This window comes from Sphingomonas psychrolutea, assembly GCF_014636175.1.
Classification (GTDB): Bacteria; Pseudomonadota; Alphaproteobacteria; order Sphingomonadales; family Sphingomonadaceae; genus Sphingomonas; species Sphingomonas psychrolutea.
The window spans coordinates 64,650-88,085 of record NZ_BMDW01000009.1 but is presented as its reverse complement, the minus strand read 5'-3'; the positions used below and the strand labels follow the sequence as shown (position 1 = coordinate 88,085).

At 63.8% G+C, this 23,436-nt stretch carries 15 protein-coding genes; 6 read left to right on the top strand and 9 right to left on the bottom strand.

Annotated elements, in window-relative coordinates; genetic code table 11:
* Positions 1–269: 269 nt before the first annotated feature.
* Together IEV62_RS09185 and IEV62_RS09180 are read right to left on the bottom strand one after the other, a co-directional pair.
* Positions 270–1,085: a CDP-alcohol phosphatidyltransferase family protein gene (locus IEV62_RS09185; protein WP_188446724.1), complete on the bottom strand. Its 816-nt coding sequence runs from the start codon at positions 1,083–1,085 to the stop codon at positions 270–272.
* A 19-nt stretch (positions 1,086–1,104) separates the two neighbouring features.
* Positions 1,105–1,851, bottom strand: a complete 747-nt coding sequence (locus IEV62_RS09180; protein WP_188446722.1) for a phosphatidylserine decarboxylase — start codon at positions 1,849–1,851, stop codon at positions 1,105–1,107.
* 149 nt (positions 1,852–2,000) lie between these two features.
* On the opposite strand from IEV62_RS09180, the gene IEV62_RS09175 reads away from it, so the two are divergent.
* The 4 genes from IEV62_RS09175 (at position 2,001) to IEV62_RS09160 (ending at position 8,751) form a co-directional block, all read left to right on the top strand.
* Positions 2,001–3,221 carry an NADP-dependent isocitrate dehydrogenase gene (locus IEV62_RS09175; protein ID WP_188446721.1) on the top strand — a complete coding sequence of 407 codons (1,221 nt, stop codon included), beginning with the start codon at positions 2,001–2,003 and terminating at the stop codon, positions 3,219–3,221.
* Positions 3,222–3,257: 36 nt separating this feature from the next.
* A complete protein-coding gene (locus IEV62_RS09170; RefSeq protein WP_188446719.1) occupies positions 3,258–5,054 on the top strand; it encodes a cation:proton antiporter domain-containing protein in 1,797 nt (598 codons plus the stop codon).
* A 237-nt stretch (positions 5,055–5,291) separates the two neighbouring features.
* Positions 5,292–6,239, top strand: coding sequence for a hypothetical protein (locus IEV62_RS09165; RefSeq protein ID WP_188446717.1), 948 nt, complete (start codon positions 5,292–5,294; stop codon positions 6,237–6,239).
* A 175-nt stretch (positions 6,240–6,414) separates the two neighbouring features.
* On the top strand, positions 6,415–8,751 hold the full coding sequence (locus tag IEV62_RS09160) for a TonB-dependent receptor (protein WP_188446715.1): 2,337 nt from the start codon (positions 6,415–6,417) through the stop codon (positions 8,749–8,751).
* Positions 8,752–8,793: 42 nt separating this feature from the next.
* On the opposite strand, the gene alaS is transcribed toward IEV62_RS09160, so the two are convergent.
* On the bottom strand, positions 8,794–11,439 hold the full coding sequence (alaS, locus tag IEV62_RS09155) for an alanine--tRNA ligase (protein WP_188446714.1): 2,646 nt from the start codon (positions 11,437–11,439) through the stop codon (positions 8,794–8,796).
* Between the two features lie 89 nt (positions 11,440–11,528).
* Between alaS and IEV62_RS09150 the strand changes: the two genes are divergently transcribed.
* A complete protein-coding gene (locus tag IEV62_RS09150; RefSeq protein WP_188446712.1) occupies positions 11,529–13,193 on the top strand; it encodes a hypothetical protein in 1,665 nt (554 codons plus the stop codon).
* A 173-nt stretch (positions 13,194–13,366) separates the two neighbouring features.
* On the opposite strand, the gene IEV62_RS09145 is transcribed toward IEV62_RS09150, so the two are convergent.
* Positions 13,367–14,632 (bottom strand): M24 family metallopeptidase, encoded by a 1,266-nt coding sequence (locus IEV62_RS09145; RefSeq protein ID WP_188446710.1) that lies wholly within the window; start codon positions 14,630–14,632, stop codon positions 13,367–13,369.
* A 117-nt stretch (positions 14,633–14,749) separates the two neighbouring features.
* Here IEV62_RS09145 and IEV62_RS09140 point away from each other — a divergent pair, with 117 nt between their 5' ends.
* Positions 14,750–16,069 (top strand): dicarboxylate/amino acid:cation symporter, encoded by a 1,320-nt coding sequence (locus IEV62_RS09140; RefSeq protein ID WP_188446708.1) that lies wholly within the window; start codon positions 14,750–14,752, stop codon positions 16,067–16,069.
* Between the two features lie 178 nt (positions 16,070–16,247).
* Here the strand turns inward: IEV62_RS09140 and IEV62_RS09135 are convergent, their stop codons facing one another.
* The 5 genes from IEV62_RS09135 to IEV62_RS09115 form a co-directional block, all read right to left on the bottom strand.
* Positions 16,248–16,880, bottom strand: a complete 633-nt coding sequence (locus tag IEV62_RS09135) for a glutathione S-transferase family protein (protein ID WP_188446706.1) — start codon at positions 16,878–16,880, stop codon at positions 16,248–16,250.
* A gap of 224 nt (positions 16,881–17,104) precedes the next feature.
* Positions 17,105–18,211: a recombinase RecA gene (gene recA, locus IEV62_RS09130; protein WP_188446705.1), complete on the bottom strand. Its 1,107-nt coding sequence runs from the start codon at positions 18,209–18,211 to the stop codon at positions 17,105–17,107.
* Between the two features lie 116 nt (positions 18,212–18,327).
* Positions 18,328–18,681 (bottom strand): response regulator, encoded by a 354-nt coding sequence (locus IEV62_RS09125; RefSeq protein WP_188446703.1) that lies wholly within the window; start codon positions 18,679–18,681, stop codon positions 18,328–18,330.
* Between the two features lie 37 nt (positions 18,682–18,718).
* Positions 18,719–21,142, bottom strand: coding sequence for a response regulator (locus IEV62_RS09120; RefSeq protein WP_188446701.1), 2,424 nt, complete (start codon positions 21,140–21,142; stop codon positions 18,719–18,721).
* A 231-nt stretch (positions 21,143–21,373) separates the two neighbouring features.
* Positions 21,374–23,431 carry a M13 family metallopeptidase gene (locus IEV62_RS09115; RefSeq protein ID WP_188446700.1) on the bottom strand — a complete coding sequence of 686 codons (2,058 nt, stop codon included), beginning with the start codon at positions 23,429–23,431 and terminating at the stop codon, positions 21,374–21,376.
* Positions 23,432–23,436 lie beyond the last annotated feature (5 nt).

Genomic DNA, 23,436 nt, shown 5'->3' with positions numbered 1-23,436 from the left:
CCCTTGACATAGGGAACGTAAAAAGAACATATCGTGTTTGTGAGCGGAACAAGGAACCGTTTGCGTGCTAGCCGGTTGCGAGAACGTGACCCGTCACCGTGAAGGATGGAGTGGAAAGATGGCATTTGTCGGTTTTCTGGTTTTCGCAAGCGCGCTCACCGCGAGCGTCGCGGTATTCTGGCTGACGCTGGTGCCCGCCCTGCCGCGGATCGCGGCCATTTTGCGCGACGGTGTTGGCCCGTTCTCTCCGGCTGTTCCGGTCCTGATCGTCAGCGAAGCTCGGCTTCGCGCGCGGACCCGGACGGTGACCCACTTGTCTCGCCCGCAGTGGCGCGCAGCCGCCTGACGCGCGCATAGGCTGCGATGCTGAAGGGCAGCGTCGCAAGATAGGCGGAGCACAGGAAGGTCAGCGTGTGCCACGGCGCCGAGACCAGCGCAGCGCCCAGCAAGACGACGACGGCAATTGCTTCGAACCGAATGTTGTGGCGAAGCTTTAGTGACGACCAGCTATACGTCGCGACGCTCGACACCATCAGCACCGCCATCACCGCGACCCATGGGCCGACGATCAACGGCGACCGCCACAGGTCGAGACCGGTCCAGAACCACAAATACATTGGCAGCATGGCAAGCCCCGCCCCGACGGGTGAGGGCGACCCGGTCAGGAAACCCGCCGATTTGTGGGGCTGATCCGCCACATCGATCGCAGCGTTAAACCGCGCGAGGCGCAACGCGCAGAACACTGCAAACACCAACGCAATCAGCCAGCCGACTCGCGGCAAATCCTGCAACGACCAGAGATACAGGATCAAGGCGGGCGACACGCCAAACGAAATCGCGTCGGATAAGGAATCGAGTTCTGCACCGAATCGACTCTCGCCGCGCATCATCCGCGCGATTCGACCGTCGATCCCGTCGAGCACGCTGGCGATCATCACCATCACCACGGCGGTTTCCCATTGCCCGGCAATCGCGAAGCGGATTCCGGTCAGGCCCGAACATAAGGCAAGCGCAGTGACCGCATTTGGCGCAACGGCGCGCAGCGGAAGCCCGCGCGCCGTCGGGCGGCGCAAACTCCGGGTCATGATCGCCGTACCCGGCCGATCATTGCGCGATGCCAGTCGCGGTGTTCCCACCAACGCGTCCGAGAACCGTTTCCCCCGCCACGCTGCGCTGGCCGAGCACGACCTGGCACGCGCAATCGTCAGGCAAATAGACATCGACCCGGCTACCGAAGCGGATCAGACCAATGCGCTGGCCGGCGGCGACCATATCGCCTGCCTTCACGAACGGTACAATTCGCCGTGCCAGCAATCCGGCGATTTGGGTAAACCCGATCCGGCGCGCGGTTCCGCTCGAATCCGGGCGCCCCTCGACCAGAATATGCTGCCGCTCATTATCTTCGCTGGCTTTGTCGAGTTCGGCATTCACGAATTTGCCAGAGATATAGATGACTTGCTTGATCGTTCCCGCAATCGGCGTGCGATTGATGTGCACATCGAACACCGACATGAATACCGAGACGCGAATCAGCGGGGCATCGCCCAGGGCATTCGGTCCGGCGAGTCCGCGCGGCACGGGCACGCGCTCGATCATCGAGACGAGTCCATCGGCCGGCGAAACGATCAACCCTTCCCCGCTTGGCGTTACGCGCACCGGATCGCGGAAAAACAACGCCACCCAGAGCGTGAAGCCGATCAGCGGCCAGGCGACGAACCAGCCCAGCGACACCCAAGCGACGAACGAAACCACCCCCGCGATCATAACATATTTGCGCCCCTCCGGATGGAGATCGGGCACCCGCCATTTGACGGCTTCGGCGGGGAGGGCGGGTTTTTCAATGGGTGACATGGCCCGGTCCTACCCCACCCCCCTGCCCGCGACAATCGCGAACCGGGGGGGGCAAGTCACGCTCGATCGACGTCACGCCCGCGCCGGGTTGATCGCCGCCCGCCTTCCTCCTAGACGCTGGCGCAAACCTCCCCACAGGAAAGAGCGTAATGGCGAAGATCAAGGTTAAGACGCCCGTCGTGGAAATCGATGGCGACGAGATGACGCGGATCATCTGGCAGTGGATCCGCGAACGCTTGATTCTCCCCTATCTCGACATCGATCTCGATTATTACGACCTCGGGATGATGACCCGCGACGCCACCGACGACAAGGTTACGGTCGACAGCGCCAAGGCGATCCAGAAATATGGCGTCGGCGTGAAGTGCGCGACGATCACTCCCGATGAGCAGCGCGTCGAGGAGTTCGGCCTCAAAAAAATGTGGAAGTCGCCCAACGGCACGATCCGCAACATTCTGGGCGGTACGATCTTCCGCGAGCCGATCGTGATCAAAAATGTCCCCCGCCTGATCCCGAGCTGGACGCACCCGATCGTCGTCGGTCGCCACGCCTTTGGTGATCAGTACCGCGCGACCGATTTTCTCGTCCCCAGCCCGGGCACACTGCGGATGGTGTTCCACGGTGATGATGGCACGGTGATCGACGAGGAAGTGTTCCGCTATCCTTCCCCGGGCGTCGCGCTGGCGATGTACAACCTCGACGATTCGATTCGCGATTTTGCGCGCGCGTCGATGCATTATGGCCTCAATTTGAAGTGGCCGGTGTATCTGTCGACCAAGAACACCATCCTCAAATATTATGACGGTCGCTTCAAGGATCTGTTCGCCGAAGTGTTCGAAGCGGAATTCAAGGACAAGTTCAAAGAAGCCGGGATCACCTACGAGCATCGCCTGATCGACGACATGGTCGCCTCGGCGCTCAAATGGCATGGCGAATTCGTCTGGGCGTGCAAGAATTATGACGGTGACGTCCAGTCGGATCAGGTTGCGCAAGGCTTCGGCTCGCTCGGGCTGATGACCTCGGTGCTGCTCACCCCCGATGGCAAGACGGTCGAGGCGGAAGCCGCGCACGGCACCGTGACGCGCCATTTCCGCCAGCATGAGCAGGGCAAGGCGACCTCGACCAACCCGATCGCCTCGATCTTCGCCTGGACCGGTGGCCTGAAATATCGCGGCAAGTTCGACGACACCCCCGACGTGACGCGTTTTGCCGAAACGCTGGAGCAGGTGTGCATCCAGACGGTCGAGGACGGTCACATGACCAAGGATCTCGCCTTGCTGATCGGGCCCGATCAACCGTGGATGACGACCGAGCAGTTCTTCGAACAGGTCCGCCTCAACCTCGAAATCAAGATGGGCGTGCAAGGATAAGCTGACAAACGCGGCCATTCGCGCCAAGGTGCGCGAATGGTCTCCCCCCTCTCCAATAGTGGCTTTAGCGACACGCTCGTCATTCTCGGCGCAGCGGGATTGGTCATTCCGGCGTTTGCGCGCGCGAAGATCAGCCCGGTGATCGGTTTCATTCTGGTCGGCCTACTGGTCGGGCCATTCGGCCTCGGCGCGCTGGTCGGCGACTATCCGTGGCTTTACCATATCACCATTTCCGATCCGCACGCGATCGAACCGTTCGCCGAATTCGGCATCGTGCTCCTGCTATTTTCGATCGGGCTCGAGCTGTCCTTCAAGCGATTATGGTCGATGCGGCGGCTGGTGTTCGGGGTCGGCGCGGCGGAATTGATCGGCGCGGGCGCGGTCATCGGCTTCGGACTGCATCTGCTGACCGGGCTCGATTGGGCGGGCGCGATGGCGCTCGGCATCGCGCTCGCTTTGTCGTCGACCGCATTGGTTTTGCCGATCGCCGGGACGACGGGACCCGTTGGACAGACTGCGTTCGCCATGCTGTTGTTCGAGGATCTGGCCTTGGTGCCGATCATTTTCATCCTTGGCGCGGTCGGGCCGATGGCGGCGGCGGGTGGCATGATGGGCTTTGCGCGAGTCGGCGGGGCGGCGGTGCTGACGCTTGCGATCCTGTTCATCGGCGGTCGCTTTTTGCTGCCAAAGCTGTTCGCGCAAGCCGCGCGCACCAAGAGCCCCGAACTGTTCCTCGCGGCGTCGTTGCTCGTCGTGATCGCCGCGAGCCTCGCGACCAGTGCCGTCGGCCTGTCGCCGATCGTCGGCGCGTTGATCGCCGGGCTGCTGATCGCCGAGACCGATTACCATAGCGAAGTCGAGGTCATCACCGCGCCGTTCAAGGGTCTGGCGCTCGGCGTGTTCCTGATCACGGTCGGGATGAGCGTCGATCTGCGCGCAATCCTGGCGGATTGGGGTGCGTATTTCGTTGGCATTGCGACGGTGGTCGCGGTCAAGGCGGCAGTGACCTTCGTGCTGCTGCGGCTTGCTGGCATTCGCGGCGGGGTGGCGGTGGAGACTGGCGTGCTGATGGGCAGCCCGTCCGAAACCACGCTGATCGTGCTTGGCGCGGCGGCCCAAGCCCAGCTGATCGCGCCGGGTCCTGCCAGCTTCTGGCAGACCGTCACCGCGATCGGCTTAACAATCACGCCGCTGCTGTCGATGCTCGGCAAGCGCGCGGCGCGCGGGTTCGAACGGCGCGGCGAGCTGCCCGACGCCGAGATTTCGCCCGAAGGCCCCGGAACCGTTATCATTGGCTTCGGCCGCGTCGGGCGGATGGTGTGCGATATGCTGGCCGTCCACGGCCAGCCTTATGTCGCGGTCGAGGCCAATATCGATGCGGTGACGGCGGCCCGCGCCGAAGGCTATCCGGTGATTTTCGGCGATGTCGTGCGGCCTGAACTGGTTGACCGGCTCAACCTCGGGCGCGCCAGGGCGCTGATTTTGACAATGGACGATCCGGTGCTGAGCGTCGCGCTGACGCGGCGCGTGCGTGGCTGGGTGCCCGATCTGACGATCGTGGCGCGCGCGCGTGATACGGCGCACGCCGCCGAACTGTACAAGGCGGGCGCGAGCGACGCGGTGCCCGAGACGCTGGAGTCCTCGCTGCAACTGGCCGAAGCGGTGCTGACCGATCTCGGCGTCGCGGTCGGCCCGGTGATCGCCTCGATCCACGAAAAGCGCGACGCCTTGCGCCAGGAGATCAAGGCGGCAGCGGAGATGGTAGCGCTGCCGCGGCTGAAGCGCGTACGGCGGGCCGCGGCCGCGGCCGCAGGAGATGCTGCGGAAGTTTAGGCTAAGTTTAGGGACAAAAGCATGTTTTCGGGCGCGGTTGGATTTGCCTGATTTTGGTGCAAAAGTCACAAGAGTCGCACCAACGCGTGGTTTTCTTCACGCTGGGGTGATCGCGGATCGACGGTTTGAAAGAGCGGCAGCGATTGTGCCATAAAGGCCGCGTGTAGGACATATGTGGACGCCTGCGGGCGCGAAGCGAGTCCGGTATCGAGCACCCTTAGCCGGAAGGTTCTGTCGATGATCCGAGGACGTTTCTATCGCCGTGCGGTCGTCGCTGCCCTGTTCGCCACGATGCTTGCCGTTCCGCATCGTCCGGTGATCGGCGCTCAGGCCAAGCGCGGCGACAAGTCTCTCAAAACAATCGAACTTTCAGGCGACTATATCATTCCTATCGTCGTGAAAGGTAAGTCTGCACGCCTTAAGGTCGCGGCCGATGCACTGAAATGGCCAATCCTCAACGGCGGGTTCGCCAACGCGCTCGCGCTGAAATCGGGGCCGTTCAAGGGCAAGGGCAAGACCGAAGAGGGCGATTCCATTACGATCAGTTCGAAAGTGGTCCGCAGCCAATATGGCGACTCGCGCAAGCGGCAACGCGCGCTGTGGGCCGACCGCGATGTCTTCACCGGCTTCGACGGCGTGGTCGGCCCAACGGGCATCGGCTATGATGTCGTGCGCATGACCTTACGCGCGGCGTCGCCGGGCGAACATATCATCACTCATCCGCTGCGCAGCTTCCCGCTTTTTGGGCTGGTGACCGCCGCGTTCGAGATCGATGTCGCTGGCGAACGCGTTAGCGTCGATTTCAACCTCGACCGCCACGACACGCTCGTCAACGCATCGACCGGCAAGCTGCTGGCCGATCATTATGGCGGCGCGCTCAGCGGCGATCCGGTGCAGTACCGGCTGTTCAACAGCGAGCGCCGTCCGGGACGAAGGCTGGTGCTCAACCAGCCGTTCCTGCTCGACGGTTATAGCGTTGGCGCTATTGCGGTGCGGATCCGCCCCGAGGCGAAATCGAGCATCCCCGACAGCACCGTCGTGCCCGACCCCGACGAGATTATCGTGACCGCAAACGCCAAGAAGAAGCCGCGCTACGCGATCACGCTCGGCACCGATTATCTCAAAAACTGTTCGTCGATCACCTTTGACCTGCGCGCCAAGACCGTTGCACTGGCGTGCACGTGAACGCCGGGGTTCCGGCCTGATCGCGATGCCAGGCAGCGCACCGACCCGCGAAGGTGTTGCTCCATCGCATCGGCTGCGTCGCGTAATCTCCCCCGCGCGCCATCGAGGCTTGACCGGTACGCCGTCGAACGGCACCGCGAATATTGCACTTTCATGAATAAAGGGGGGCCTTTCCGTGCGCCATTCGATTCTTCTCGCCACGACCTTTCTGGTGGTGTTCGCCACGCCCGCGCTCGCGCAAACCGCACCTGCGGAGACGCCACCGAGCGCGCCCGCCGCAGAGGGTAAAGGCCTCGACGACATCGTCGTAACCGCTCAGCGGCGCTCGGAAAATTTGCAGAACGTGCCATTGTCGGTCACCGCGATCCGCGGCGACAAGCTCGACGCGATTTCGTCGGGCGGTCCGGACATCCGCTTCCTGTCGGCGCGCGTACCGAGCCTGATCGTCGAATCGTCGTTCGGCCGCACTTTCCCGCGCTTCTACATTCGCGGTCTCGGCAATACCGATTTCGATTTCAACGCCTCGCAACCGGTCAGCCTCGTCTATGACGATGTCGTGCTCGAAAACCCGATCCTGAAGGGGTTCCCGGTGTTCGATCTCGACCGAGTCGAAGTGCTGCGCGGGCCGCAAGGGACGCTGTTCGGGCGCAACACGCCAGCCGGCATCGTCAAGTTCGATTCGGTCAAGCCGAGCGCCCGCACCAACGGCTATGGCCGCATCTCCTATGGCAGCTATAACGGCGTGAACGCGCAAGGCGCGGTCGGCGCGCCGATTATTGGCGATACGGTGACCGCGCGCGTGTCTGCACTATATCAGCGGCAAGACGGCTATGTCGACAATGTCGTCCCGTCGGGCACGACCAGGAATCGCTTCGAAGGCTTCAAGGAATTCGCCGGGCGCGCGCAAATCGACATCAAGCCAACTGAGAATTTCGACATCCTGCTCGCCGGGCAATTGCGCACGTTGCGCGGCACCGCCCGCCTGTTCCGCGCCAATGTCTTCACCAAGGGGCAGACCGGGCTCAACGCCACGTTCGACCGCAATCGCGTGTCGACCGATGGCAAGAACGAGCAGAAGGTCGATACGCAGAACCTGTCGGCGCACGTGACCTATAATGCCGGGCCGGTGTCGCTGATTTCGGTGACGAGCTATTGGAGCGGGAACGCAACATCGGTTGGCGATGTCGATGGCGGCTTCGGTGCCAACTTCCTGCCCGCCGGTGCCTATGGCCCAGGCAACATCCCCTTCACCGCCGAAACGCGCGACAGCGTACCGCGGCTGCGCCAGTTCACGCAGGAATTCCGCATCGCCAGCAATGGCAACGGCCCGCTCAGCTATCAGGCCGGGGTGTTCTATTTCAGCGAGCAATTGCAAATCGTCAGCGAGAATTATTCGACGCTGGGTGACCCCAACAATGCGCCGGGCGCGGTCAACATTCTGGTTTCGCAGGATCAGGACAGCAAGGCCTATGGCGTATTCGGATCGGCCACGTACAAATTGACCGACCGGCTGAGCGTGACCGGCGGAGTGCGGTATAACAATGACAAGCGCAATTATTTCGTCACGCGCACCAAGGACACGCAATTCCCGAACTTCCTGCAGGATCCGCTCGGATCGGTGCGGCGGTCGGTGTCGGGCGAAAACGTTACCTGGGACGCAACCGCCAACTTCAAGGCGAGCGATGGGGTCAACCTCTATGCTCGCGCGGCCAAGGGCTATCGTGCGCCGAGCATTCAAGGGCGCATCCTGTTCCCCGCCAACACCGCCAACACGCTGGAGGACGGTGTCACCACCGCCAAGTCCGAAACGGTCCAGTCGTGGGAGGCGGGCGTCAAATCGACCTTCCTTGGCGGACGCGGCCGCTTCAATTTCAACGGCTTTTATTATGACCTCAACAATGCGCAGCTGACCGCAGTCGGCGGCGGGGTGAACGCCAACCGCTTGCTCAACGCCAAGAACGTGCGCGGCTATGGGCTTGAGGCGGATGCCGAGCTGCGCCCGATCCCGAACCTGACGCTGACCGCAGGGCTCAGCTACAACCACACCGAAATCCGCGATCCCAACCTGACCACCGCGGCGTGCGGCGTGCAGGGCGCGGACGGCGTGGCGTTGTGCACCGTGCTCGATCCGGTAGTGGTGCCGACCGCGCCGTTCACCGCAGCGATCGTCAACATCAACGGCAACAGCCTGCCGCAATCGCCGCGCTGGATCGCCAATTGGACCGCGCGCTGCGGCGTGCCGGTCGGCAATGGCGAAGTCTATGCCTATACCGACTGGGCGTATCGTTCGAAGATCAACTTCTTCCTGTACGAATCGGTCGAATTCCAGAGCAAGCATCTGCTCGAGGGCGGCCTGCGCGTTGGCTACAAGACCGATCGCTTCGATGTGGCGGGCTTCGTGCGCAACATCACCGACACGACGCAGGCAGTCGGCGGAATCGACTTCAACAACCTGACCGGCTTCGTCAACGAGCCCCGCATCTTCGGGGTCGAGGCAGGGTTCAAATTCTAATAGCTGTGATCGGTCACGCCGCCGCCGCGGTGGCGTGACCGATCAGCCTGCCAGCGCGGCCTTGACCGCGTCGATGGAATCGGCGGCCTTGGCACCATCCGGCCCGCCGCCCTGCGCCATGTCGGGGCGTCCGCCACCGCCCTGACCGCCGAGCGTTGCCACCGCGATCTTAAGCAGATCGACCGCGCTCTTCGTGCTGACCATATCCTCGGTCAGACCGACCGCGACCGAGGCGCGGCCTTCGTTCACCGCGACGATCATCGCAATGCCAGAACCACCAAGGCGTTGCTTCATGTCATCGACTGCGCCGCGCAGGCCCTTGGGGTCGAGACCGTCGACGACTTGCCCGAGGAAATTGATCCCGCCAATCTGTTCGGGGCCAGCTTGTGCCGCCCCTGCCCCGCCGCCGAGCGCCAGTGCTTTCTTGGCCTCGGCGAGTTCGCGCTCCAGCCGCCGGCGGTCCTCGACCAACGCGAGCACGCGCGCCGGGACCTCGTCAGGCGAGGATTTGAGCGCAGTCGCGGCTTCCTTGAGCTTATCGTCGCGTGACGTGAGGTACGCGCGCGCCGCCTCGCCCGTGAGCGCTTCAACGCGGCGGATGCCCGACGACACTGCGCCTTCGCTGACGAGCGTGAACAGGCCGATATCGCCAAGCGCGCGGACATGCGTGCCGCCGCACAGTTCGAGCGAATAGGTGGCCTGGTCCTCGATGCCCATAGAGACGACGCGGACTTCCTCGCCATATTTCTCACCGAACAGCGCCATCGCGCCCTCGGCAATCGCTTCGTCGGGCGTCATCAGGCGCGTGCTGACCGTGCCGTTGGCGCGGATGTGGTGGTTCACATCGGCCTCGACTTGGGCGAGCGCGGCGGAATCGATCGCGCTCGGCTGCGAGAAATCGAAGCGCAGGCGTTCGGGGGCGACGAGGCTGCCCTTTTGCGCGACGTGTAAGCCCAGGCGCTGGCGGAGCGCTTCGTGGAGCAAATGCGTGGCGCTATGGTTGGCGCGAATGCGGTCGCGACGGGCGCGGTTGATCGTCAAGTGGAGCGCGTCGCCGACGGCGATCGTTCCTTCGGTGATTTTAGTGCGGTGCGACCAGAGGCGGCCGAGATATTTGTGCGTGTCCTCGACGTGCCCAAGCACGCCCGGTGCTGTGAGCGTACCGGTGTCGCCGACTTGCCCGCCGCTTTCGGCATAGAAGGGCGTCTGATTGACGACGATCTCGACGGTTTCTCCAGTCGTTGCGCTGTCGACGCGAGCGCCTTCACGTACGATCGCGATGACCTGGCCCTCGCCTTCTTCCGACGTGTAGCCGATGAATTCGGTGCCGCCCGAGCCTTCGGCAATGTCGAACCAGACATCGTCGGAGGCGCGCTGGCCCGATCCCTTCCACGCGGCGCGGGCGGCGCGTTTTTGTTCGGCCATCGCCGTGTCGAAACCGGCGCGATCGATCCCGAAGCCTTGCGCGCGCAGCGCGTCCTCGGTCAGATCATAGGGAAAGCCGAAGGTGTCGTAGAGCTTGAACGCGGTTTCGCCGGGGAGCGTCGCGCCGGGGGCCATGCTTGCGGTCGCTTCATCGAGCAGGCGCAGGCCGTTGACGAGCGTGCGGCGGAACTGCGTTTCCTCCTGCAACAACGTCGATTCGATCGACGCCTGCGCGCGCACCAGTTCCGGATAGGCCGCGCCCATCTCCGCGACGAGCGCGGGCACCAGCCGGTGCATCAACGGCTCCTTCGCGCCGAGCAGATGCGCATGGCGCATCGCGCGGCGCATGATCCGGCGCAGCACATAGCCGCGGCCTTCATTGGCGGGCAGCACGCCATCGGCGACGAGGAAGCCCGAGGTGCGCAAATGATCGGCAATCACGCGGTGGCTCGCCTGATTGTCGCCGGTCGTCGCGGTGCCGGTCAGCGCGCCCGACGCTGCGATCAGCGCCTTGAACGTGTCGGTGTCATAATTGTCGTGGACGCCTTGCAGCACCGCAGCGACCCGCTCGAGACCCATGCCAGTGTCGATCGACGGCCTCGGCAACGGCGTGCGCGTGCCATCGGCCGATTGGTCGAACTGCATGAAAACGAGGTTCCAGATCTCGACGAAGCGGTCGCCATCCTCGTCGGGGCTCCCCGGAGGACCCCCGGGAATGTGATCGCCATGGTCGAAGAAAATCTCCGAACACGGCCCACACGGTCCGGTATCGCCCATCGACCAGAAATTGTCATTGGTGGCGATGCGGATGATGCGATCGTCGGGCAGCCCCGCGATCCGCTTCCACAGATCGAACGCCTCGTCATCGGTGTGATAGACGGTGACGGTCAGCCGGTCGGGGTCGATCCCCCATTCCTTGGTCAGCAGCCCCCAGGCGAGCGTGATCGCGCGCTCCTTGAAATAATCGCCGAACGAGAAATTGCCGAGCATTTCGAAGAAAGTGTGGTGCCGCGCGGTGTAGCCGACATTGTCGAGGTCGTTATGCTTGCCGCCAGCGCGCACGCACTTCTGGCTCGAGGTGGCGGTGACATAGGGTCGCGATTCGAGGCCGGTGAAGACGTTCTTGAAGGGCACCATCCCGGCATTGACGAACATCAGCGTCGGATCGTTCTGCGGCACCAACGGTGCGGAGGCGATCTTCGCATGGCCGTTGGCGGCGAAATAATCGAGGAAGCTGCGGCGGATGTCGTTGGTGGAGGTCATGACGCAGGGCTTAGGCGAGGCGGCGGCGTATCTCAAGCATGGCCCGGTTCGGCGTGTTACGATATGAGCATGCGACTGGGGGATTTGCCATGCGTTTGCTGATGATCGCGCCGATGCTGTTGCTGCTCGCGCCGAGTGCGGAAGTCGCGGTCGCGGCACAGGACGCGCCGCTCCACACCATCTGTGGCGACGATACCGCCGCGCCGAACGTCGAACGGATTTTGCCCGGGTTCGGCGCGGGGGCGCTGACGATCGCGACCACAAAGCCGCAAGCGCAAGCGTTCTTCAATAACGGTCTGCAATTGAGCCATGCCTTTGCGCATGACGCGGGTCGCGGTGCGTTCAAGGAAGCGGCGCGGATCGACCCGACGTGCGCGATGTGCGTGTGGGGCGAGGCATGGGCGGGCGGGCCGACGATCAACTTCACCGTCGATGCCGCGACGCAAGTCAAGATGGGCAAGCTGATCGACAGTGCGATTCCGCTCGCGGCGAACGGGCCGGTGCTGGAGCGGCAAATGCTGGCGGCGCTCGCGCTGCGCTACAAGGATGGCGGCGGGAAGGGTTCAGGCGACATCGCCTATGCCCGCGCAATGGATGCGATCGCGCTGGCGCATCCCGAGAGCGACGAATTGCTGACGCTGGCGGCGGATGCGTGGATGATCCCGGCGGCGCTGGCCGATAACAAGATCGGCATGCCGCGCGCGGTCGCGCTGCTGGAGGTGGTGCTGAAGCGCAATCCGAACTTCACCCCGGCGATCCATTTTTACATCCATGCGACCGAGATGAGCGGGTTTCCGGGGCGGGCCGAGCGGTATGCCGATCGGCTCGGTGCGCTCGCCCCCGCCGCGAGCCACCTTATCCACATGCCGAGCCACACCTATTACTGGATCGGCCGCTATCAGGATGCCGCCGACGCCAATGTCCGTGCGGCGGCGCTGGGGGTGGCGGAAGCGCGCGATCTCAAGCCGCCGGTGCCTGATGCCGAGACCGCGGCGTTCAAAGCGCCCTATCATGGGCATAATGTCCATTTCGGGGTGGGCGGCGCGCTGATCTCGGGCGATGCCAAGGATGCACTGGCGTTGAGCGCGCCGGTGCTGCGCGGGCTGGCGCAACAGCCACCGACCTCGCCGTATCAGCAGATGATCGGCGCGACGGCCTATTTTGCGCAAGGCCGCTTCGCCGATCCCGCGGCGGTGCTGGCGTTACCCGAGCCCAGTGCGAAATTCCCGTTTCTGCGCGCCTATCGCCATTATGCCCGCGGCGAGGCCTATGCACGGCGGGGCGATGCGAACGGCGTCCGCGCGGAGGCGGCGGCAATCGCGCTTGATGTCGGGCCGACGAAGCATGACGATGGCAGCCTGCAGGCGGCGATGCTGATGCGCATCGCCAAGGCCGTACTGGAGGGGCGCGCGGCGATGCTCGACCACCGGCCTGATCTCGCGGTGCGGGCGTATAAGACGGCGGCGAAGATTGAGGAATCAAAGGCGATGCACGGCTATGACGATCCGCCAATCTGGTGGTATCCGGTGCGACGCAGCCTTGCCGCGGCTTTGCTCGCGGCCGGCAAGCCGAAGGACGCGCTGCGCGAGGCGAATGCGGCGCTGGCGCGGCGCCCGCTGGATCCGGTGACACTGTCGGTGCGGGGGGATGCGCTGGCGGTGTTGGGGCAGAACGACGCGGCAGCGAAGGATCGGCTGGCGGCTGTGGCGCGGTGGCGCGGGGATAAGAGCGCGTTTTCGGCTGCGTTAATCTGACCGAAACCCGCCCGCCTGATTCGCGCTTCCCCGCCGAGGGCGGACCCCGCCGCGCGGACGGACGCAGGCAAGCGCAGCGCCCGCCATATCCCGCCAACGACGGGGCCCCGGCCTCCGCCGGGGAAGCGCCGTTCTGACACAACAGGTCTCTCGGCGGGAGTCTCCCCGCCCCCTCACCCGAACGGCGCGTCCAGCGACAGCGGCGGCACACTGAACCATTGCGGACCGCTGGCCGTCATGTGGAAGCAATCCTCCAGCCGCACGCCGAATTTGCCGGGCAGATACAGACCGGGCTCGTCGGAAAAGCACATGCCTTCCGCGAGCGGCGTGGTCTCGCCGTGAACGAGGTTGACCGGCTCGTGCCCATCGAGACCGATGCCGTGGCCGGTGCGGTGCGACAGGCCGGGGAGCTTGTAACGCGGGCCATAGCCGAGCGATTCGTAATAGGTCCGTACCGCATCATCGACCGCGCCAGCGGGCGTACCGATCTGCGCGGCGGCGAACGCTTTCGCCTGACCGGTGCGGACATGGTCCCACACCTGGCGCTGTTCCTTGCTTGCCGACCCGAAGACGAAGGTGCGTGAGACGTCCGATTGATAGCCCTGCACCGTGCAGCCGCAATCCATCAGCACGATTTGCCCGTCGGTAACGATCTGCGGATCGCGGCTTCCATGTGGATAGGCGGCGGCCGCCCCGATCAGGATCAGCGCGAATTCGGGCTCGCCGCCGAGCGCGCGCGTAGCGGCGTTCATTAGCGCGGCGATATCGGCGGGTTTCATGCCCTTTTCGATGCGCGGATAGGTCCAGCGATAGGCGGCGATGGTGACGTCGGTCGCGGCCTGCATCAATGCGATTTCGGGCGCGGTCTTGCGCATCCTGAGCGCCCGCACGATCGGGTTGGCGCTGACGATTTTGGCAGCCGGCAGCAGATCCTCCATCTTGCTGCGCAAACCGTCCGAGACAAAGAACCGAACCGTTTCTTCAATCGCAACTGCCTTACCCAACAGGTGCTTACGGTCGATCCAATCGGCGACACGCGCGATCGGGTCTTCGTCCTCGTCCCATGCCCAGACTTCTGCCGGAATCGCTAGGGTTTGCCGGACCGACGGCTCTTCGAAATAGGGCGTTACGATGCAAGGGTCGCCCTCGGCAGGGATAATCGCGCAGGTGAGGCGCTCTCTGCGATGCCATTCCACGCCAGTGAAATAGACCATGGACGACCCCGGCTCGATCACAACTGCGCCCACACCATGCAATATCATTAGCGCTTGCGCGCGGGCGATGCGGGCGCGGCGTTCGGGTACGCCGATCGGCGCGGTGCCGCCGGTGATCGCGCGCAATCCCGCCAGATCGGGCGCAGCGGCGCGGAGCACGCCGGTCGCGGAAAGGGCCGGGATGGCGGCGGCAGCGGTGGCGAATGCGCGTCGGGTCAGCTTCATCGCGGCACTGTGCCAGCACGCCGCAGCCGCCGCAACGCGTCAATCCGGTGGCGCAACGCTTGACCCCCGCATCATTCTCCCGTTGATGGCCCGGACTGTAACACCGGGGGCCGACACGTGGCGAAGCGACTGACGACCTATATCCTGATCGGGCTGGTGCTCGGACTGATCGTCGGCTGGGCGATCAACGTCCAGATTGCCGACAATACGCCCGAGGGGGCAGCGCGGCTCAAGGAAATCGGCGCAGGCTTTTCGATCGTCACGACGATTTTCCTGCGCTTGATCAAGATGATCATCGCGCCGCTGGTCTTTTCGACGCTCGTCGTCGGCATCGCGCATATGGGCGACATCAACGCGCTCGGGCGGATCGGCGGGCGAACGATGGCGTGGTTCGTGACCGCATCGCTGGTGTCGCTGAGCCTTGGCCTCCTGCTGTTCCACGGCATCGAATTCGTGATCGACGCGGTCGCGCCGGGCAGCGGGTTCGGTTTCAAATTGCCCCCGCCCGATGCGAGCGTGGGCCTCGACGAAAAGGCGTTCAACCTTACCAATTTCGTCACCCACATCGTGCCCTCATCGGTCGTCGATGCAATGGCGACCAACGAGATCATCCAGATCGTGTTGTTCTCGGTGTTCGCCGGCGTTGCGCTGACCGCGATCGGCGAAAGGGGCGCGCCGATCGTGCGCGGGGCCGAGGCGCTCGCGGCAATGATGCTGCAAATCACCGATTACGTCATGCGGCTCGCACCACTGGCGGTGTTCGCGGCGATCACCGCGACGATCACGGTCAATGGCCTCGGCATCGTGTGGACGCTCGGGCTGTTCGTCGGGAGCTTCTATCTCGGCTTGGCGGTCTTGTGGCTGCTGCTGTTCGGTGCTGCGTTCGTCGTGATCGGGCCGCGCGCTTTCAGCCTCGCGCGCTATATCCGCGAGCCGATCCTGCTCGCTTTCTCGACCGCATCGTCCGAGGCGGCCTATCCGCGCACCCTGGAGGCGCTGGTGCGCTTCGGCGTGCCGCGCCGCATCGCCAGCTTCGTGCTGCCGCTCGGCTATTCGTTCAATCTCGACGGGTCGATGATGTACATGACCTTCGCGACACTGTTTCTCGCGCGCGTGTACGGCGTGGATTTGCCGCTCGGCACGCAAATCGTGATGCTGCTGGTGCTGATGGTGACGTCAAAGGGGATTGCCGGCGTGCCGCGCGCGTCGCTCGTCGTGATCGCGGCAGTGATGGGGCAGTTCGGCATCCCGGAGGCCGGGCTGTTGCTGATCCTGCCGGTCGACCAGTTCCTCGATATGGGGCGATCGGGCACCAACGTCGTCGGCAATGCGGTGGCGACCGCGGTGGTGGCGAAATGGGAGGGGACGCTCGGCGCGCCGGAGGAACCCGAGATCGAACCACCCCATGCGCCGCATTCGCCGCATGGGGTCGTTTGAAGGAGAAGAATTCACGCGAAGGCCGCGAAGAGAAGAAAAGGGAGCGAAGTCGAAATTGGCGCGGAAGCGTCCTTAGTCGGCTATCGCATATCGCCCGATCCTCTTATCGTTCGCGGCCTTTCTTCTCTTCGCGCCCTTCGCGTGAACCGCCTTCTTCTTTTTTCCAGGCAGCAGCGGCTCAAGCGTAAGCGTACGGCCCACCCTTGGCGAGCGCCGCCTGATAAGCCGGGCGCGCGTGGATCTTGTCGAGCCAGGCAATCGTTGCCGGACGCGATTCGTCGAGGCCGGCGCGGCTGCGCGCAGCCTCGAGCGGGAAGCTCATCATGATATCGGCGCCGCTAAGCTCGTCCCCCGCAAAATAGGGACGGCTCGACAATTCGGCCTCGACATAATCGAGATGGATATCGATCATTGGCTGAATGCGCTTTGCGGCGGTCTTGCCCACCAGCGGAATGCGGTTGACGACCAGCAGCACGAGCAGCGGCGGCATCATTGATCCTTCGGCATAATGCAAAAATTGCCGATAGCGCAGCGTATCGGCGCGATGCGCGGGCGGCCCCAATTTGCCGTCGGCCAGTTCGACCAGATAATCGATGATCGCCCCGGTTTCGACGATCGTCTGCCCGGCATCGGTATCCTGCAACACCGGCGATTTGCCGAGCGGATGGACGTGTTTGAGCTCCGGCGGGGCCAGCATCGTCTCTTTGTCGCGCTCGTAGCGCTTGATCTCATAGGGCAAAGCGAGTTCCTCGAGCATCCACAAGATGCGCTGCGAGCGGGAGTTCTCGAGATGATGGACGATGAGCGGCATGCGGCGTCTCCGGATTTCGACTGATGTCATATCGTAGCAGTCCAGTCTCAAACGCCCAAGCACGCACACCGCGCGCGTAATATGAAAGGCCCGCCGTTGCCGACGGGCCTTCCCGGTTTCTGCGCCGGCAACACGCTGACGCGCGCCGTCTTGGCTGGAACGGCGGCGTGCACGCCCGCCGTCCCCGCGCCCGACCTGCCGACCCGGCAGGGCGAACGCGAACCTCACATCTCGTCGTCGCCCTCATCAGGCTCGGGACCGGACATCATTTCCTCGGCAACCTTGTCGGTGCGCGAACGAATCGCCGCCTCGAGCCGATCGGACATTTCGGGATGATCCTTGAGGAAGGTCTTCGAATTTTCGCGACCTTGGCCGATGCGAACGCTGTCGTACGAGAACCACGCGCCCGATTTCTCGACGAGCCCGGCCTTGACGCCGAGATCGAGAATCTCGCCGATCTTCGACACGCCCTGCCCGTACATGATGTCGAACTCGACTTGCTTGAACGGTGGCGCGACCTTGTTCTTGACGACCTTGACGCGGGTGGTGTTGCCGATGATCTCGTCGCGATCCTTGATCTGCCCGGTGCGACGAATGTCGAGCCGGACCGAAGCATAGAATTTGAGCGCATTGCCGCCCGTCGTCGTCTCGGGATTGCCGTACATCACGCCGATCTTCATGCGCAGCTGGTTGATGAAGATTACCATGCAACGCGAGCGGCTGATCGAGCCGGTCAGCTTGCGCAAGCTCTGCGACATCAAACGCGCCTGCAAGCCGACATGGCTATCGCCCATTTCGCCCTCGATTTCCGCACGTGGCACCAACGCCGCGACCGAATCGATCACCAGCACGTCGATCGCGTTCGAGCGCACCAGCGTATCGACGATCTCAAGCGCTTGCTCGCCCGTGTCGGGCTGCGACACGATCAGCTCGTCGATATTGACGCCGAGTTTCTTGGCATAGACCGGGTCGAGCGCATGCTCGGCATCGACGAACGCAGCGGTACCGCCACCCTTTTGCGCCTCGGCGATAACATGGAGCGCGAGCGTCGTTTTCCCCGAAGATTCGGGACCGTAAATCTCGATCACACGCCCGCGCGGCAAACCGCCGACGCCGAGCGCGATGTCGAGCCCGAGCGACCCGGTCGAAATCACTTCGACCTGCATCGTCTGTTTGGAGCCCAGCTTCATCGCCGAACCTTTGCCGAACGCGCGGTCAATCTGGGCGAGTGCGGCCTCAAGCGCCTTTGCGCGTTCGTCCTTGGCCTTTTCGGCGGCCTTGTCCGTGGATGCTGCCATTTTGCTGTCGATGACCTTTAACGATACCGCCATTGGGAGCCTCCACCGCTAGACCGAACGCGCCATGCGTTCAATGTGTGTTGGAGTCTGTATCGCGTTTGTTCTTAAGGAACAAGAGTAGAACGCGATTTATTTTCGTGCGCGCGCGATCATCCCAGCGCGTCGAGCGCCTTTGCCACGCCGTCCATTGTGAACGGTTTGGGCAACGTTGGGCGATCACGATATGCTTCGGAGACGGTATCGTGCGATCCGCCGGTCGCGAACAGGAACGGAATGCCCCTGGCCGCGAGCGCATCGGCGATCGGGAAGCTCTTTTCGCCACCGCGCAAATTGACGTCGAGAATGGCAGCGTCGATCCCGCCCTCCGCGATCCGTGCGAGTGCGGCATCGACACTGTCGACAGAACCGGCCAGCGCCTTGCCGAGCACCTCCAGAAAGTCCTCGATCATCATCGCGATCAGCGGCTCGTCTTCGACGATCAGGATAGTATGTGGTGCACCCATTGCCTCGCCTTACCCGCCGCCAGCGATGGGCGCCATATCATTTCGCAAGTGCAGCCGCGCGCAACAGCACCGCCCGCGTCGCCTCGGCAAGCTCTTGCACCGAAAAAGGTTTTGCGAGGAAATCGACATTGTCGAGATCGATCGACTTGCGGATCGTCTCCTCGGCATAGCCTGACATGAACAGGATCGGCAGATCGGGATAGCGCGCACGGGCGTGGCGGACCATCGTCGGGCCGTCCATCAATGGCATCATCACGTCGGAAATCAGCAGATCGGGCCGGGGATGGGCGGCGAGCAGTTCGAGCGCAGCCTCGCCATGCTCGGCGGTCAGCACGGTATAGCCCTGCCGCGTCAGCGCGCGCTCCGCAACAGCGCGGACCATATCTTCATCCTCGACCAGCAGGATCGTACCGGTGCCCCACAAATCGACCGGCTTTTCCTTCGGCAGCACGCGCGGTGGCGTCGGCTCGACCAGGGCCCCTGCGGTGTGGACGGGGAGATAGATCTTGAACACCGCACCGGCGCCGCCTTTCGCCCCGCCTTTTACATTCTCGGCGAAAATGTAGCCGCCCGATTGCTTGACGATCCCGTACACCGTGGACAGGCCGAGGCCCGTCCCCTTCCCCACTTCCTTCGTGGTAAAGAACGGTTCGAAGATTTTGGGCAGGATTTCGGCAGGGATGCCGCCGCCGGTATCGGCGACTTCGAGCACGACATAATCGGCGGCGGGCAGGATGTCGGACCCGAGCTTGCGCACTTCGCCTGCGGTAACCGCATAGGTCTGGATCGCGAGCGTGCCGGTGCCGCGCGAATCTTTGGACATCATCGCGTCGCGCGCATTGACCGCGAGATTGACGACAACCTGCTCTAGCTGCCCGGGATCGGCGCGGACCGGCGAGAGATTGCGACCGTGCTTGACGGTGAGTGTCACGGTCTCGCCGAGCAGACGTTTGAGGAGGTTGGAAACCTCGGAAATCACATCGGGCAATTGCAGCACTTGCGGGCGCAGCGTCTGCTGGCGCGAGAAAGCGAGCAATTGCCGCGTTAGGCTGGCGGCGCGGTTCGAATTGGCGCGAATCTGCTGGATGTCGTCATAATCGCTATCGCCGGGTGAATGGCGCATCAGCATCAGGTCGCAATGCCCGATGATCGCGGTCAGGATATTGTTGAAATCGTGCGCGACGCCGCCGGCAAGCTGCCCCACGGCCTGCATTTTGGTCGCCTGCGCGACTTCGCGTTTGAGCCGGGTTTCCTCGCTATTGTCCTTGAGGCTGAGCAGAACCGCGGAATTGCCGAGGCCGCGCGCCCCTGCGATCGAGAGTGCGACCGGCTCGTCGGGATGGTCCTTCAGCCGCACCGCAAGATCGGTCGAATGCGTCGCACCACCGGCGAATTTGCGGATCGCGTCGGCCACCACGCCTTTGTCCTCGCGCACGACCAGATCTCCGGGATAGATGGGCGGGCTGTGCGGATCGACCGAAGCGGCGCGCGCAAACGCATCATTCATCTGCAAAAAGCGCCCGTCGCCGCCGATCAGCGCAATCCCGAACGGCATTAGCGAGACGAGGCTCTTGATATGGGCGCTGGCGCTTTCGCCGATCGCGGGTTGGCCGCTTTCCTCCTCGTCGATCAGCGCGACGAGCATCGGTGCATCCTCGCCGTCGAGAAACGGGATTTGCAAAACGCGCAAAGGGTTTTGCGTCAGCCCCTCGCGTTCGAAGCGCGCCATGCCGTTCGCATCGGTGATCAGGAATTGCGCGAAGTCGCGGCCGATGATCGCACCTTCTTCATGCCCCATCGCGCGTGCGCGCAGCACGCGGTTGGCGGCGCGGATGCGGCCATCTGGCTTGATCAGCGCAGCCATGATCCCGGCACTGCCGAGCCGATCACCGGTCGCGCCCGCGATCAGATTTTCCATGGTTTGCGCCAAGTCGAGACCTTGTGGCGCGTGGAAGCGCCAGACGAGCAAATTCTCATCCTCGCCCGCGCGGGAGACATGCGCCGACAAATTGGTGCCGTTGATCAGCAGCCGATCGATCGCCGCGTCGCCGTCACGCCACGCGGCGCGCCCGGCATTGCCCAGGCGCTCGACCCCGCTCGCATCGAATGGCAGACCGGGCGGTGTCGGAAAGCCCCCGAACACCGCTTCATATCGGTTGTTGGCGCAGACTAGCCGCCCGGCGCGGTCGGTCACCGCAATCGCATCGGGGCTGCTCTCGGCCAGCGCGCGCGCAACGCTCCAGTCGGGCTCGAGCGCGGTTGAGGCCGAGGCCGGGAACAGGCGTCGGAACGCGATCAATCCGCCCGTCACGACGAGCGCCGCGGCCAGAAAGGCGGCGGCGACAGGGACGCTACCAATCAGCCCGAGAATCACGAGCGCGGCGGCCACGCCGCAGCCGATCGCGATCAGCGCGGCGCTGCGAAAGGCGGTGGACTGCGGTATCGCGGGGAGCGTGGCCATTGCGTCATGCTTTGGGGGATCGGCCGGGGGCGTCAAGAGCTAAGCGGCGGACCGACGGGGGTTTGCGCGGCGGATGCCGCTGTCATCCTTTCGCTTCCTTAAACCGGCGCTTCCCCGGCGAAGGCCGGAGCCCAAGAGCACGCGCCAAGCAAGCGGGTGATGCGCTTGCCTACCACACGGCTTGCGACTGGGCCCCGGCCTCCGCCGGGGAAGGAAAGGCCGCTCAGCGCGTTACCAGACTTTGACTCGATCGCCCGGCGCCAGATACATCTTGTCGCCCGGCTTCACCCCAAACGCTTTGTACCACGTATCAACGTTGCGCACTTCGGCGGTGCGGAACGGGCCGGGCGAATGCTCGTTGGAAATGACCTGCGAGCGCAACGCCGGTTCGCGGAACTTGATCCGCCACACCTGGGCATAGCCGAGGTAGAAACGCTGATCGCCGGTCAGGCCGCCGATCACCGGGGCGGGCTTGCCGCCGAGCGAGCGGTGATACGCGTCGTACGCGAGCGCCAACCCGGCGAGATCCGCCATATTCTCGCCCAGCGTCAGGCCGCCCTTGATGTGCAGCCCCGGCAGCGGCTCATAGGCGTCGTACTGCTTGACGAGCTGGTCGGTCATCGCGGTGAAGCGTTTGACGTCTTCCGCGGTCCACCAATCGGCCAGCTTGCCAGTCGGATCATATTTGCGGCCCTGATCGTCGAAATGATGGCTGAGCTCGTGGCCGATTACCACACCGATCGCGCCATAATTGATCGCCGGATCAGCCTTTGCGTCGAAAAACGGTGCTTGCAGGATCGCCGCCGGGAAGACGATTTCGTTCATCGGCGGATTGGCATAGGCATTCACCGTCATCGGGGTCATGCCCCATTCGGTGCGGTCGATCGGCTGGCCAAGTTTGGCGAGATCGCGCTTATATTCAAATACATTGGCGGCGGCGACGTTGCCGACCAGATCATCGCGTTTGATCGTCAGCGCGCTATAATCACGCCATTGCGACGGGTAGCCGATCTTCGGGGTGAAGGCGGCCAGCTTGGCGTGCGCCTTGACCTTGGTTTCGGGCGCCATCCAAGTGAGGTTATCGAGCCGCGTGCTCATCGCCGCAATGATGTTCTTGACGAGCTGATCCGCCGCCGCCTTGGTCGCAGGCGGGAAATAGGTGGCGACGTAGCTCTTGCCGACGTCCTCACCCAGCGCCTGACCGACGGTGCCGACGGCGCGCTTCCAGCGCACCGGCTGCTGCGGCGCGCCGCTCAGCACGGTGCCGTAGAAGGCGAAATTGGCGTCGTTGATCGGCTTGGCGAGATAGCCGGCGTAGGACCGCATCACCTTGAGCGTCAGGAAATCCTGCAGCATCTGTAGCGGCGCATCGGCATAGGCCTGCGCCTCACCCGTCACTGCGCTGGGCATGCCGACAAGGAAATCGGCTTGCCCGGCGGTGCCGACGGTCTTGAAATAGGCGTCCCACGGGAAGCCGGGCGCCTTCGCCGCAAAATCCGCCATCGCCCATTTATTGTAGGTCAGGTCCGAATCGCGCGATTTGATCCGGTCCCAATGCGCGGTCGCGAGTTGCTTCTCGAAGGCATAGACCGCGGCGGCCCTCGCCGGGGCGTTCTCGATCCCGGCGAGGGCGAGCATTTGTGCCTGATATGCCTGATATTTCACGCGCGTGTCGGCGAGCTTGGGGTCGTCCTTCAGATAATAATCGCGGTCGGGCAGACCGATCCCACCCTGGCTGAAGCCGAAGATATAATTTTCGGGGGCCTTGTCGTCCTGCTGCACGCCGCCGCGGAACAGCCCGCCGACGCCCTGCTGCTCGAGCTTGGCCATTTCGACCGCCAGCGCAGTCTTGTCGCCCGCCGCCTGGATCTCGGCGAGCCACGGCTTTATCGGCGCGATGCCCTTCGCGTTGACCGCGGCTTCGTCCATAAAGCTGGCGTAGAAATCGCCGATCTTGCTGCCGGGGGCCTTTGCTGCGGCCTCTAGGATCGTATGCGTCTGGTCGAGCGAGCGATCGCCGAGCGCGTTGAACGCGCCCCAGCTGGCCTTGTCGGCCGGGATTTCGGTCTTCGCTTCCCAAGCGCCACCCGCATATTTTACGAAATCGTCGCCGGGCGTGACCGCTTTGTCCATGCCGTCGGTGTCGAGACCAAAGCTGCCGATAAAGGGCTTGGCGGCGGGGGCGGCCTTTGCAGCGGCCTTGGGCGCGGTCTTGGCCACGCCCGTGCCGGCAATCGCAGTCGCGAGTGCACCGGCCGAGGCGAGAGCGATGAGATACGAACGCTTCATCGGAT